Annotated in this window: 10 protein-coding genes and 1 pseudogene; 3 read left to right on the forward strand and 8 right to left on the reverse strand. The window is 64.2% G+C overall.

Features of this window, described 5'->3' with window-relative positions; translation table 11 throughout:
- Nucleotides 1-34: 34 nt before the first annotated feature.
- Nucleotides 35-2,032 (forward strand): AI-2E family transporter, encoded by a 1,998-nt coding sequence (locus tag AC0L16_RS09230; protein ID WP_473620310.1) that lies wholly within the window; start codon nucleotides 35-37, stop codon nucleotides 2,030-2,032.
- Between the two features lie 23 nt (nucleotides 2,033-2,055).
- On the opposite strand, the gene AC0L16_RS09235 is transcribed toward AC0L16_RS09230, so the two are convergent.
- From AC0L16_RS09235 to AC0L16_RS09270, 8 genes and pseudogenes are all read right to left on the reverse strand, one after another.
- On the reverse strand, nucleotides 2,056-2,985 hold the full coding sequence (locus tag AC0L16_RS09235; RefSeq protein ID WP_473620312.1) for a phosphatidate cytidylyltransferase: 930 nt from the start codon (nucleotides 2,983-2,985) through the stop codon (nucleotides 2,056-2,058).
- Nucleotides 2,986-3,162: 177 nt separating this feature from the next.
- A pseudogene (locus AC0L16_RS09240) lies at nucleotides 3,163-3,822 on the reverse strand (lysophospholipid acyltransferase family protein); the annotation flags it as partial.
- A gap of 8 nt (nucleotides 3,823-3,830) precedes the next feature.
- Nucleotides 3,831-4,259 carry a hypothetical protein gene (locus AC0L16_RS09245; RefSeq protein ID WP_473620313.1) on the reverse strand — a complete coding sequence of 143 codons (429 nt, stop codon included), beginning with the start codon at nucleotides 4,257-4,259 and terminating at the stop codon, nucleotides 3,831-3,833.
- On the reverse strand, nucleotides 4,256-5,590 hold the full coding sequence (locus AC0L16_RS09250) for a phosphatase PAP2/dual specificity phosphatase family protein (protein WP_473620314.1): 1,335 nt from the start codon (nucleotides 5,588-5,590) through the stop codon (nucleotides 4,256-4,258). Before AC0L16_RS09250 ends, AC0L16_RS09245 begins: the two co-directional genes overlap by 4 nt.
- Before the next feature lie 2 nt (nucleotides 5,591-5,592).
- Nucleotides 5,593-7,374 (reverse strand): bifunctional alpha/beta hydrolase/class I SAM-dependent methyltransferase, encoded by a 1,782-nt coding sequence (locus AC0L16_RS09255; RefSeq protein ID WP_473620316.1) that lies wholly within the window; start codon nucleotides 7,372-7,374, stop codon nucleotides 5,593-5,595.
- Nucleotides 7,375-7,404: 30 nt separating this feature from the next.
- On the reverse strand, nucleotides 7,405-8,007 hold the full coding sequence (locus tag AC0L16_RS09260; RefSeq protein ID WP_473620317.1) for a CDP-alcohol phosphatidyltransferase family protein: 603 nt from the start codon (nucleotides 8,005-8,007) through the stop codon (nucleotides 7,405-7,407).
- 269 nt (nucleotides 8,008-8,276) lie between these two features.
- Entirely contained in the window at nucleotides 8,277-9,110 is an 834-nt protein-coding gene (locus AC0L16_RS09265; RefSeq protein WP_473620318.1) for an alpha/beta fold hydrolase, read from the reverse strand.
- Nucleotides 9,111-9,248: 138 nt separating this feature from the next.
- Nucleotides 9,249-10,967, reverse strand: a complete 1,719-nt coding sequence (locus AC0L16_RS09270) for a bifunctional AfsR/SARP family transcriptional regulator/alpha/beta hydrolase (RefSeq protein WP_473620320.1) — start codon at nucleotides 10,965-10,967, stop codon at nucleotides 9,249-9,251.
- Nucleotides 10,968-11,114: 147 nt separating this feature from the next.
- On the opposite strand from AC0L16_RS09270, the gene AC0L16_RS09275 reads away from it, so the two are divergent.
- Together AC0L16_RS09275 and AC0L16_RS09280 are read left to right on the forward strand one after the other, a co-directional pair.
- On the forward strand, nucleotides 11,115-12,104 hold the full coding sequence (locus AC0L16_RS09275; RefSeq protein ID WP_473620321.1) for a TIM barrel protein: 990 nt from the start codon (nucleotides 11,115-11,117) through the stop codon (nucleotides 12,102-12,104).
- Nucleotides 12,105-12,143: 39 nt separating this feature from the next.
- A complete protein-coding gene (locus AC0L16_RS09280; protein WP_473620323.1) occupies nucleotides 12,144-13,202 on the forward strand; it encodes a sugar ABC transporter substrate-binding protein in 1,059 nt (352 codons plus the stop codon).
- The last annotated feature ends 38 nt before the right edge of the window (nucleotides 13,203-13,240 follow it).

A 13,240-nucleotide genomic window follows, 5' to 3' on the forward strand; every position in this document is an offset into this window, starting at 1 on the left:
TGATCATGGTGATTGGCAGGGTGGGAGGCATCAAGTGGCGGCCAATCGGCGAAACGGCATGCACCCGTCGGAGCCCGGGCTGGTGGGCGTGGTTTCCGCTGCCATGGCCCTGCCGCGCATGTCGCTGCCCACCGTCGCGACCGTCGTGGCGGCGGTTGCGGCCCTGTATTTCGGGCGCGAGGTTTTCCTGCCGATCGCAATCGCTCTGTTGCTGACCTTTGCGCTTGCACCCTTGGTTTCGGCACTCAAACGGGTCGGCATTCCCCGTCTGCCCGCGGTCATCGCCAGTGTGCTGGGCGCATTCACGGTCCTTGCGCTGTTCTCCTTCATTGTCGCCACGCAGGTCAGCGAACTGGCGCAGAACATCCCGCTTTACCAGTCAAATATCCTGACCAAAGTCCGATCCCTGAAGGAGACCGGCGTCGGCGGCGGCGTCATCGCCAGGCTGAGCGAGGCGATCGAACGCGTTGGCCAGGAACTCGACAGGCAGGAAACCTCACCGCCCGCCGCGGATCAGCCACGGCGCGAGCCGGTGCCTGTCGAGATCATCGCACGCGAAAGGCCGCTCCAGGTTCTGCAGAACCTGATCGGACCGCTGATCAGCCCGCTGGCATCGGCCGGTCTGATCGTCGTCGTCGTCATATTCATGCTGCTCGAGCGCGAGGACCTGCGCGATCGTTTCATACGCCTCGTCGGCTACGGCGACCTTCATCGGACCACCGAGGCGCTCCAGGATGCCGGCAAGCGGGTCGGCCGGTATCTTCTCATGCAATTGGTCGTGAATATCGTCTATGCCATACCGGTTACAGCAGGGCTTTGGATTCTCGGCATACCCAATGCACTGCTGTGGGGATTGCTGGCGCTGGCGTTGCGCTTTGTTCCCTATATCGGCCCGATCATTGGTGCGCTGCTGCCGCTGTTCCTGGCGCTTGCCGTGGCGCCCGGCTGGTCGCTCGTGCTGTGGACCGCCGGACTGTTCGTGGCCATGGAAATGATAACCGGCAACGTCGTCGAACCGTGGCTCTACGGTTCACGCACCGGGCTTTCGCCATTGGCCATCATCGTTGCGGCTATCTTCTGGACCTGGCTCTGGGGCCCGCTGGGCCTGGTCCTGTCGACGCCGCTCACGGTCTGCCTCGTCGTGCTCGGCAGGCACGTGCCGCAGTTCGAATTCCTCGACGTTCTGTTCGGCAACGAACCGGTGCTCGAACCCCACGCTCGGCTCTACCAACGGCTGCTGGCCGGCGATCCAGACGAAGCCACAGATCACGCCGAGGAGATGTTGGAGGAAAAATACCTGTTCGAATTCTATGACAAGGTCGCCATTCCCGCACTGCTGCTCGGCGAGCAGGATCGCGTGCGGGGCGTCATGGGCGACGAGCAAAGACGGCGGGTGGCGGCCAGCGCGCAGATGCTGGTGGCGAACCTCGACGACAGCGCCCGGGAGGAAGCAGAGGAGGACGATGATCCGGCCACAGTCGAGCCTGCCACGGCGGACAAGGACAAGGAAAAGCAGGCTCAAGCGGAGGGCGAGGACGACACTGAGCTGCCGGATGGCACGGACATCTCGGTGCTGTGTGCCGGCGGCCGCGGCGAACTCGACGATGCCGCCGCCGCCATGCTGGCGCAGGTGCTCGAAGTGCAAGGGGCGACGGTCTCGAAGGCGAGCTTTGCCGATATGGATCCGACTGGCATTCGCCGGCTCGAGCTCGACGCTGTCGACACCGTTGTGGTCGGATTCCTGAACCGCGACTCCGTCAAGCACGCCCGTTTCCTTGTTCGTCGGCTGAAACGTGCCAAGTCGGCGCTGCGGGTAGGCGTCGTGTTCTGGTCGAAGGACGGCGACGACAAAAAGACAGAAGTCGAATTGGCCAATGACATCAACGCCGATTTTGTGGCGTTTGGCATGGTCGAAGCCGTTCTGGGCGCATTGTCGAGCGACCCCCCGGTTGCGCTGAAGGTCGCTGCCAAGCGCCGCATGCGCCGCCGGCCGCGCCCGGCCAGGAAGGCGCCGCTTGCCGCTGCAAAGTGAGAGGCTGTGACCGCAGCTCGCCCTCACGTCCAGAAATAGCGCACCGTGTGAAAGAAAATCGGGGCGGCGAAGACCAGGCTGTCGGCGCGGTCCATCATGCCGCCATGGCCCTCGATCAGATGGCCCCAGTCCTTCACCCCCTGGTCGCGCTTGATGGCGGAGGCGACCAGCCCGCCGAGGAATCCCATCAGGCAGGCGATGAAGGCGACGGCCGCCGCCTGGAGCGGCGAAAACGGCGTCAGGAACGACAGCAGCGCGCCAAGCAGGCTCGACGTCGCCAGCCCGCCGACCAGCCCTTCCCAGGTCTTCGACGGCGAAACCTTCGGCGACATCAGGTGCCTGCCGAACAGCTTGCCGAAGATGTATTGCAGCACATCGCTGCCTTGCACGGTGATGATCAGGAAAGCGATCAGCAACAAGTTGCGGCCTTCGAAGCCGGGCACGTCGAGCGTCAGCAGCGCCGGCACGTGGCTGACGCAGTAGACCGAGATCATGACGGCCCATTGCTGCGCCGAGACGCGCTCGAGAAAGCGCTCGGTGTCGCCGTGCAGCGCGGTGATCGCCGGCATCAGCAGGAAACAGTAGACCGGGATGAAGATGGTGAACAGGCCGTACCAGGCGGTCCACACCAGCCAGTACTGGAACGGGATGATGATGCCGAACATGCCGAGCAGCACCCAATGGTCGCTGCGGCGGCTGTGCGTCAGCGTCACGAATTCGCGCAAGGCCGCAAACGAGATCAGCGCGAACAGGATGGTCATGCCGGCGCGGCCGAAGAAGAAGGCGACGGTGATCGCCACCACCATCACCCACCAGGCGTTGATGCGCTGGTTGAGGTTGAGCAGCGTCGAGGACAGCGGCTTCGGCGCGCGCCACGACAGAATGCCAGCGACCAGGCTTGCCGTGGTCAGCACCGCAGTGAGGCCGACAATTAGAATAAGGGTCTCGTGCATTGGCATGTTGTTCTAGTCGTTTCTTGGAGCATCGTGTCTGGGAGCATCGCTTCTTGCAGCATCGTGCCGGATACCGGATCCGGCACGATCTCCAGCTCTTTGGGCTCTACGCTCTTTGGGCTCTACGCTGTTTTGGTCGCATGATGTTTTTCGGAAAACCGGATTCCACTTTTCCGCATCATGCGTTGGCGGGCGGGGGTTCAGCGCCAGCAGTGTTTGGCGGGCGCGGTCGAGAAAGGCGCGGCGTTCCTCGCCGGGCGCAATGGCAATCGGCGCGCCGAAGACGACGCGGCAGAGCAGCGGCACCGGCACGAACTGGCCCTTGGGCAGCACCCGCGACATGTTCTCGATCCAGCACGGGATGAGTTCGACGTCGGGCCGCGCCATCGACAGATTGTAGAGGCCGGAGCGGAACGGCAGCAGCGGCTGGTCGGTCATGTTGCGCGTGCCTTCGGGGAAGATGATCAGCGAATGGCCTTCGTCGAGCACCGACAGCATGATCGAGATCGGATTCTGCGCCTCATCCGTCCACTGCCGGTGGATGAGCACGGAGGACAGCATGTCCTGCGCGATGAACCGGCGCAGCCGCGATTTTCCCCAATAGTCGGCGGCAGCGACCGCATGGGTGCGGGCGCGCTGCTTCTCGCTGAGGCAGGCCGACAACAGGATGAAGTCGCCGTGGCTGGCATGATTGGCGAAGTAGATGCGCTGCCGGTCCGACGGCTGGCTGCCGTTCCAGATCGGCCGCACGCCGGTTACCGCCCAGGCAAGCGCCGACAGGCCGACCGAGGTCACGGTCTGCAGCAGGGTGAAGGTCCTTGTGCCGAGCTTGCTCATCGTCCGGCTCAGAAGGACAAGGCGACAGCGGTTGCCGTCACGAACAGGCCGAGCGCGATGCGCTGCTTCATCAGCAGGCGTTGCGTGCCCGCGATGCGCCGGTCGAGCGAGCGGATGCCGGCAGCGGCCGGTTTGACGCGCATGCGCGCCAGCACGTCGTCGACCGAGGCACCGCCGGCGGCCTCGCTGATGTGGCTCGCCATCAGCCAGAACAGCAACGCGTCGAAGACAAGCAGGGCCGAGACGGCGAGAGTGACCACGCCGCTCGCTGCCGCGACCAGCCAGGCCGCTGCCGCCAGCATCGTTGTCTGCGGCTGCGCCGCCACGGCAATGACCGGCGCGGCCACCAACGCGGCGAGCACCAGCAGCAGCGGCCACACCGCCTGCGTCATCAAGCTGGCGGCGAAGGCCTCGGCTTTGTCTCGATGGGCACTCATGCCGACTCGTCCGCCGCGATCCGAAGATGCACCGGCCGGCCCGATGCCGCGAGTTGCCTATGCGCCTGCGCCGGCGTTGGCGAGCGGCCGCTGGCAACCAGCCATTCGGCGACGGCGCCGGCGCTGCGCTGGAAGCCGAGCGCGCAGCAGACCAGCACGGTGCCGTGGCTGCGCGCGTCCTCGATCGCCGCCACCGCTTGCGCCCGCGCCGTTGGCGAGGGCAGCAAAAGATCGACCATGGCGACAGCCGTCCAGCGGCAGGTGACGCCGCGCGGCCGCTCCAACTCGCCGGCAAGGTCGATCACCGCGCCGAAGGCGCCGGCCTCGGCGACGGTGGGAAAGCGGCCGAGGAAGACACCGTCGGCAATGGCGACATGCGGCGGCAGCTTGCGCGTCCATGTCCATGCATTGATCCTGGCGCCAAGCCGGTGGGGCAGCAGCAAAACGCGGCTGGCTAGCGAGACGCTGCCGTCGGCCGTTTTCTGGAACACTTTGGCGCCGGCTCCGGCATAGGCGAAGGCAACGATGGCCAGCGCCAGCGCCGGCCACAGCAAGATGAGCCACAGCGCCGAAACGAAGGCGCCGGCAGCGGCGCCGGCCAGCACTAGCGCTGCGACCAGCGCGTAGAACAGCGCCAGCCGCCGCGCGCTGGCATCAGCGGTCAGCCGGAAGCCGGCGAACGGCAATTCGCCGTGGCGCGGAAACAGCCACAGGGCGAAAAAGCCGAGCAAAGCGCCGGTCGGGATGTCGATGACATGGTGCTGCCACGTCGTCAGCACCGAGGCGCCGATCAGCAAACACCAGGCATGCCAGACGACTGAAATGCCTTTGAGCCGATAGCGCCAATGATCCCAGATAATGACCAGCAGCGCGATGTGCAGTGACGGCGCCTGGTTGAACGGCTTGTCGAAACCGCCGAGCACCGCGAACATGAAGCCTGGCAGGCCTGATGTCTGCGGCCGCACGAAGGTCGCCGTCAGCGGGAACAGGATGAAACAGGCGACGGCGACGATCTGCGCCGTGAGATAACGGCCGGCGAGACGATCGACGCCGCGCTTGGTATCGTTGAGCAGCAGCGACAGGCCGTAAAACAGATTGATCGACCAGTAGGGCACGATCGTCCAGGCGATGAACGGGATGTTGCGCTCCCAGGTGAATACGATGCTGCCGACATCGTCGCGTTGCGACGCCAGCCAGTTGGCGAAGCCGTAGCTCGCGTAGAAGAACGGCGCCAGGAATGCGAGCCACAGTGCCGCCCGCAGCACGATTCCAGCGTACGGCTCGCGCGCAGGGCCAGAAGGGGCGGCAGGGCCAAGGACAGGCAAGATCATGCTCAGACGCGCCGCGCGACGGATACGGTGAAGATGCCCCACTGGTCGATGCGCTGGTCGAGCTTCTCGAAGCCGGCCGCCGCCACCAACTGGTCCATCTCGCCTTGCGTGCGCCGGCGCATCACCCAGGCCTGGCCGCCGCGATGCGAGGTCAGGCTGCGGGCGATCATTTCGAGCTGCGGATGCCAGGGCTGGTTGGTGTAGACAAGCAGGCTGCCGGGCTGCATCGCCCTGGCCAGCCCGCCGAGCGAGCGGACGACCATGGCGTTGTCGGCAAACAATTCGTAAAGCCCGGAGACGATGGCCAGGTCCGGCGCCGGCTCGAGCCGGGCAAGCATCTCGGCGTCGAAGGCGTCGGCCTGGTGGAACGAGACGCTGGTCGGCAGGCGCCGCTCGGTGATCAGCCTGCAGCCGAGCGAAACGTTGAGCTCGGAAAAATCCTGCAGCCGCACGCTGGCCGGCGGCTCGGTGCATTTGGCGACGGCGTCGAGCACGTAGCGGCCGTGGCCGGCGGCGATATCGATGATATGGACGGTGCGGCCGGCGGCCTTCAGCGTCCCAGTGGCGCTGCCGATCAGCTCTTCGAGATGCAGCTTGCGCTGGCGGATGCCGCGCCAGCCGATGGCGTCGAGAAAGGTGCGATCGATCATACGGCCGAGCGGACCGGCGCCCTGCGCCTGGTTCTCGTAGACATAGTCGAGCGTCGAGCCGGAATCGAAGCCGGTTGCAATCCCGGTCTTCATGCCTGACGACAGCCAGGCGCCCGCGCGGATCGAGGCGCGGCTCATTGCCCAGTAGAGGCCTTTCGGCGATAGCAAAGCGAGCGGCGAGGCCAGCCGGTCGGCCTCGTCGCGTGTGTAGCCGGCGCGGTCGGCCGCAGTCAGGTCGACCGGCTTCTCCGACGTCGAGAACTGTCTTTCGAGGAACGGCTTGATCAGGTCGAGTGCCTTGAGGCGGTCGCGCTCGCCCAGCGTGTCGTGGAAGAAGCCGGGCAGCACATGCCGCTCCTTGGCCGGGCTGGCGAGATTGACGAAGAATTCGTGCTGCGGTCCATGCCGCACAACCCAGTCGCTGCCGGAGATCAGCAATTGCGTCGGCACGGTGATGGCGCGGGCATCCGTCACGATGCGGGTGGCGTGGTCGTAGAGCTCGACCAGGATGTTGGAAGCGATCGGCCGCGTGATCAGCGGATCGGCCTCGAAGGAGGCGATGCGCTCGGGATCATGCGTCAGGAACTTGGCCTTGACGTAGGAATTGACGAAGAAGCGGCCCTTGATCTTCTGCCACAGCGCAATGCCTTGCTTGGCGAAGGGCACGTAGAGCTTGACCGAGAAGGCCGGCGAGGCCAGCACCAGTGCGCGGATGTCGGGTGCATAATCATGCACCCAGGCGGCGGCGAGCACCGCGCCGAAAGATTGCGCAATCAGCGCGATGTCGCGCTGGGAAAAACCGTCCCTACCGATCTCGCGCACCAAACAATCGATGTCGCGCACAAGTGCGGCAAAGGACGGCGCATAGCCGCGCTCGCCGGACGAGCGGCCATTGCCGCGCGCGTCCCAGGCGTAGAAGGCATGGCCGGGCATATCGAGTTCGTCGACCAGATGCGCCATGCGGCCGCCATGCTCGTGGCCGCGGTGGAACAGCACGACCGCGCCCCTGGCGGGTTGCCCGACCGCCGGCCAGTAGCGGTAGAAGATCTCGGTGCCGTCATGGGTGCGGAAGGTGCGCTCCTGCGCCACCCGCTCCTCAACTGCGGAAGCAGCAATCGTTGGTTCATGAAGCATGTTTTTCCCCAGGCGGATGCGACCGGAATTTCAGTCGCCGCTCCCGTTAAGGCCGCTGCGTATCCGGTTGATGGCGGTCACCAGCGAGAGTGTAGCCATTGCCGGAAACACAAACGGCGTGATCGCTTCCACCCACAGGTCGCAGGCGACGAGAACGGCGACGATGCCGAGCGCCAGCGCCCGATCGCTCTTGCCGAACGGCCCGGCATAATTGCGCCCGGTGCCTGCCGCGATGCCGAGCACGCCGGCGAACTCCACCAGCACTGCTGTGACGGCAAAGGCGACGACGCCCCAGGCCGGGAAGATGACGGCAAAGGCCAGGATCAGCGCCAGGTCGGAGACGGCGTCGCAGAGCTCGTTGAGATACATGCCGAGTTTTGAGGCCTGGCCATGTTCGCGCGCAAGCATCCCGTCGATGGCGTTGAGCGCCATGCGCGCAAACAGCACCACCGGCATCAGCAGGAAGACCGCGCGATGGCCGGCAAGCGCCGCGACCACAACGCCGGTGGCAACCGACAGGGCGGCAGCCAGCAGCGTGATCTGGTTGGCGGTGACGCCGGCCGCGGCCAGCCGGTCGGCAAGCGGCCGCAGCCTGGCCTGGAAGGCCGGTTTCAGCGCATAAAGCGTCGGCATGTGCGAACCCCCCGGCCGCGTTGCAACTAACGTCGGCAAGGATGATCAATTGGCGCGCAAGAAGCAAGGGTAGCGAGCGTGACCAAGCTGTTGACGGCGGGCTCGACGTTCTAGTGGGAGGTGTGGTGCTGATACGCAGGCCGCGTTCATAACCCGGACGGAAATTCGCTGCGTCGAGCCCTTGCGTCCGCAATGCGCCGCCAATAGCAGACATGACGGCCTGGTCCGATTGAGCACAAGCCTTGGCGCGAAATGTCCTCTATCGTCAGCTATGATGTCGCCGCTTTGCGCACGAAGTCGGCGAGTTCGCGGTTGAAACGGGAGGAGTCCTCGATGAAGGGTGCGTGCCCCGTCTCGGGGTACCAGGAAGCGGTGCTCGTCGGACATGTCTTGAGGATGTGATCGCCCATTGCTGGGAGGATCACCGTGTCGCTGCGGCCCTGAGTCATGAGGACAGGTCTCTCTAACATGGTCAGAACGTCGTCGGAGTTGATCGCGCGCGTGACAAGCGCAGCCCGGACTGTTGGGGCCACAACGATATTCCAGCACAGGGCCACCTCGTATTCGTCTCTCGGTAGCGGTCGCGCGGTGCAGCCCTGCACGAATTCGCGAATGGCCTGGACGTTGGAGAGGAAGTCGCCTGCGGTCGCGCCCGGCACGTGATCGAGAAAGCCGGGGCCGATCAAAACGCCGAACGCGGCCCTGTCAAGCGTTACAGCCGCACCCACGAAGTTGACCCCGGCAATCGCATCCTGGCCGTAAGCGCGGACATAGTCACAGATGATGAAGCCCGCATAAGACCACCCAACGAGAACGGGCCGGTTCAGGCCGAGCTGGCCGACGATGGCCGCAATATCGTCCGCCCATGGCCTGGGCTCCGTGTACTGCTGCTGTGCCTCGGGCGCTTCCGACATGCCATGGCCGCGAAGATCGAAGGCGACGAGGCGAAACGCGTCCGCAAGCACACTCTCGTACTGCTTGCGCCAGCAAAGGTGGTTCTGCGACCACCCGTGGATGAAGAGGATGGCTGGAGCATCAGCTTTGCCCCATTCGCGCACATGCAGCTTCACGTCGCCGCCGCCGATCACAGAATGAATCTTCATCTCGATCCTCCATTTGCCGACCACGGCGCCGATGGTCACCGGTTTGCGTTGGAAGGAGTGTTGTTGCGGTCGTTAGAAAAGGGCGGCCGAAGCGTTGAAATTTGCTGGCTGGAGAGAAGAACCCGCCGAGCCGATCCGTCACTCGGGCCCGGCCATGAAGGACCTGACTTCGCGCAGGAAATCGGCGAAGGCAGGCTCGTTGTCGAGGAGGATATGATTTGCGCTGTTGAGGTCGACGAAGCGCGCCCCCGGTATGCCGGCCGCGAGCACCTTGCCTTCGTCGAATGGGACCACGGCATCGTTCCTGGCATGCAGCACCAGCGTCGGAATGGTGACCTGCGCAAGCATCGCCGAAACGTCTATGTCGCCGAAAGTGGAGTGAAGCAGGCTGGCGTTGAGCGGCGATGTGGTCTGCCTCTGGAGATCGTTGAACCAGGCCATCTGCTCGCGGCTGGCACCCGGAATGAATGCCTCGGTGAACAGTTGGCGGAACGCGGCATTGTCCTTGCCCCATCCTTCACGGATCAGCGTGGTCATAGCTTCATGGGTATCGAGTTGGTGGGTGTCGCCGCGCTTTCGCCGGCCCCTTGCATAGCCTCCGTAGAGAATGAGGCGCGACACGCGCTCGGGGTGGCGGACGACGTAGGCGATCGATATTGCGCAGCTTTGCGAGACGCCGAGCAGCGGGAACCGGTTCATGCCGCTTGCGTCGGCAACGCTTTCCAGATCCGTGACCATGGCGTCAAAGGAAAAGTCGCTGACATTCCAGTCGGAGAGACCGTTGCCGCGCTCATCGTATCGGATCAACGTGTTCCTGCTCGAAAGCGAATCGATCCAGTGCCGCCACACTGGGCTTTCCCATTCATATTGCAGATGCGACATCCAGTGCGCGGCGCGAAGAATCGGCGGGCCCTCACCCGAAACCGCGTAGGCGATCCGGACGCCGTCTGGGCTGCTGCAATAATGTATCTCCTGGAAACGCCGGTGCTCATTTTGGCCACCACCGGGAGGAGCGGGAAGGCCATCTTCATCTGATAATTGTTCCCCAAGTTCCTCGCTCGCCGATCGCGGTCGCGTTGCCCGCTGTAGAGCCGAAGCGGCGAGTGATCTCATCTCCAATGAAACTTGCTTATTGGTCGCGTCCAGAGATTGCAGCGTTTGGGCATATGAAAGGGCCCGTTCAGGTTCGCTGCGTAGCCGCTCGACAAGCGCCTGCAGGATCATCGATCTGGTGCGATCCAACGCGTCACCGTGGAATATGCGCCAAGCCTCGAACACGGGGCAACGAGGCAGTTCGAGGTCCTCGAGGAACCGCCCCCGGAACACGGTGGCCAAGGTTTCCAGGCGTGAAATGTCGAGCAAGCGCACTTCGTTCGCCGTCATGTGGGCGACTTGTAGCAAATCGACATCAAGCTTGGCGGTGTCGAAACACACGCTGTCTCGATCAGCCTTCAGGCAGTCCCTATCACCGTCCTGGTCGATGCTGTGCCTTAGCTTCGATAGGCTCCATCGCAGCGAAGCCCTTGGATCGTCTGGCACCTCCCAGAACATCTGGCACAGATGGTCGCGCCGCTGGCGCCGGTTGGTCACCACTAGATAGGCGAGCAGCGCGCGCGTTTTCTTCGACTGTGGCAGCGCGATTTCCCGGGCGTCCCGCAGGACCACCAATTCGCCGAGCACCTTGATCGTCAGTGGGCCCTTCATTTGGGACGCCGATCGCTTGCAAGCAATTTTACCCGCGATACTGCTCTGTGTAAATTTACTTGATAGTCGGCGCATGTCGGCTGCCAGTTCGACTGGCGGTCGACCTCTCGTCACCAAGTCCGCCAGTTCGATCTCCCGACTGCCGCCCGCCATGGCGGCATCATTTGAGGCACACGGCCGGGCCGGCCATGAAATCCGCTTTCGGTGCGTTCAGTCCGGCTGAGCCCGGGACTCACGTTAAAATAAGAACTTTACAAATATTCTAAAGTATGTGAAGTTATGTCCACCAAAGGGTCATCCATGACAGCCAATCGTTTCGCCACACGCCTCAATTCCTTTGCCTCGCGGCCACAGGCCGAATGGCCGGATCTTGTCGGCAAGCCGTCCATGCTGCAGATGGCGGCGCGTGCGGCGAAGGTTGCGGGGCTGACCGACCTCGACCTCAATTTTCCCGATCATGTCGATGAAAAACCTGCGGAAATGGCGCAAAAGCTCGGTGATCGCGGGCTTTCCATCAATGGCTTCGCCATGCGCTACTACTCCAATCCGGCCTTCAAGCTCGGCGCCTTCACCAATCCGGATCCGGCAGTTCGCCGCGAAGCCATCGACCTGACCAAGGCCGGTATCGACGCCGCGCGTGAGGCGGGCGCCAATCTGATGACGCTGTGGCTCGGGCAGGATGGCTTCGACTATGCCTTCCAAGCTGATTACGCGACACTGTGGCAACACGAAATTGATGGGATTCGTGAAGTGGCAGGGCATGATGCCGACTGCCAGATCAGCCTGGAATACAAGCCCAACGAGCCGCGTTCCTACAGCCTGATGCCCGACGCGGCGACGACATTGCTGGCGATCCGCGAGATCGGCCTGCCCAATCTCGGCGTGACGCTCGATTTCGCCCATGTGCTCTATGCCGACGAGCAGCCGGCTTTTGCCGCAGCACTGGTGGCGCGCCACAGCAAGCTCTTGGGCGTGCATCTCAACGACGGCTACGCCAAGCGCGACGACGGCCTGATGGTCGGCGCAGTGCACACGCTGCAGACGATCGAGCTGCTCCGCCAGATCCGCCGCGACGGCTACGTCGGCGCCATCTATTTCGACACCTTCCCCGACATGACCGGGCTCGATCCGGTCCACGAATGCGAAGTCAACATCGCCACCGTCAAGCGCATGCTGCGCGTCGTCGATCGACTGGAAAGGGACAACCGCCTGTCCACCGCCATCGACCGCCAGGACGCGGTCGCGTCGCAAGCCATCATCCAGGAAGCCATGCTCGGGCCGGACAGCTGAGGCTCGGCCTCAAAATCGTTCAACAAGGGAGGAAAGACCATGAAATTTCTGCTTGCCACCGCCACCGCTGCGCTGATGGCGCTGTCCATCGGCTCCGCCTTTTCGACCGACCTCGCGCCGCTCAATTCCGACACCGAGAAGGACCGCATCGACTGGTCGCAGCTCGAGGCCAAGTTCGGCGCGTTTCCCAAGCTGCCCGACGGCACCAAGGCGGGCGCCGTCTCCAAGACGCTGACCAACGAATACTGGCGCTCGCTGGGTGAGGGCTACAAGTCGTTGGGCGATCGCGTCGGCGTTCCGGTCGTCTACCAGGCGGCGCAGAGCGAGGGCGACCAGCTCGGCCAGCTGACAATCGCCGAAGGCCTGGTCACTCAAGGCTACAACGTGCTGCTCGTCTCGCCGCAGACCGACTCCAACCTGCAGCCGATCATGGAACAGGCCAAGGCCGCCAACGTGCCGGTGGTCAATGTCAATGACGCAGTCATCCCGCAGGCCGAGCACTATGTCGGCAACGTCCAGCGCGACAATGGCGTGCGCGTCGCCAAATGGTTCATCAAGAACCGGCCGGATGGCGGCAAGGTCGCCATCGTCGAAGGCCAGGCCGGAGTCTATGCCGCCGTCCAGCGCACCGACGGCTTCCAGACCACGATCACCGAAGCCGGCAAGTTCGAGGTCGTCGCCAGCGTGCCCGGCAACTGGGATCGCCAGACATCCTACGACGCGGCCACCAACATCCTGCAGCAGCACCCCGACCTGATCGGCTTCTATGCCAACAATGACGGCATGGCGCTGGGCATCGTCGAGGCGGTCAAGGCCGCCGGGCTGCAGGACAAGGTCGCCGTCTTCGGCACCGACGGCATCTCCGACGCCTATGCCTCGATTCGTGCCGGCGAGCTGACCGGCACCGTCGATAGTTTCCCGGTGCTGACCGGCGAGGTGGCGCTGGAATCGGCGCTGCGACTGGTGGCCGGGCAGGAGCTGCCGCGCGTCGTCGCCACGCCGCAGGCGTTGATCACCAAGGACAATGCCGACCGTTACTCCGGCGCCGGCGACGCCGTGCGCAAGGCGCTGCTCGAGGACGCGGCAGCGGGCAACTAGGGACAAGGCGGGTGCCGGCCCTTCGGCTGACGCCCGTT

It is taken from the genome of Mesorhizobium sp. WSM4848, from assembly GCF_055811375.1.

Coding starts and splice junctions, on each gene's coding strand:
- AC0L16_RS09270 (WP_473620320.1), bottom strand. CDS start 10,967: ATGGCGGGCGGCAGTCGGGAGATCGAACTGGCGGACTTGGTGACGAGA.
- AC0L16_RS09255 (WP_473620316.1), bottom strand. CDS start 7,374: ATGCTTCATGAACCAACGATTGCTGCTTCCGCAGTTGAGGAGCGGGTG.
- AC0L16_RS09235 (WP_473620312.1), bottom strand. CDS start 2,985: ATGCACGAGACCCTTATTCTAATTGTCGGCCTCACTGCGGTGCTGACC.
- AC0L16_RS09245 (WP_473620313.1), bottom strand. CDS start 4,259: ATGAGTGCCCATCGAGACAAAGCCGAGGCCTTCGCCGCCAGCTTGATG.
- AC0L16_RS09280 (WP_473620323.1), top strand. CDS start 12,144: ATGAAATTTCTGCTTGCCACCGCCACCGCTGCGCTGATGGCGCTGTCC.
- AC0L16_RS09275 (WP_473620321.1), top strand. CDS start 11,115: ATGACAGCCAATCGTTTCGCCACACGCCTCAATTCCTTTGCCTCGCGG.
- AC0L16_RS09260 (WP_473620317.1), bottom strand. CDS start 8,007: ATGCCGACGCTTTATGCGCTGAAACCGGCCTTCCAGGCCAGGCTGCGG.
- AC0L16_RS09265 (WP_473620318.1), bottom strand. CDS start 9,110: ATGAAGATTCATTCTGTGATCGGCGGCGGCGACGTGAAGCTGCATGTG.
- AC0L16_RS09250 (WP_473620314.1), bottom strand. CDS start 5,590: ATGATCTTGCCTGTCCTTGGCCCTGCCGCCCCTTCTGGCCCTGCGCGC.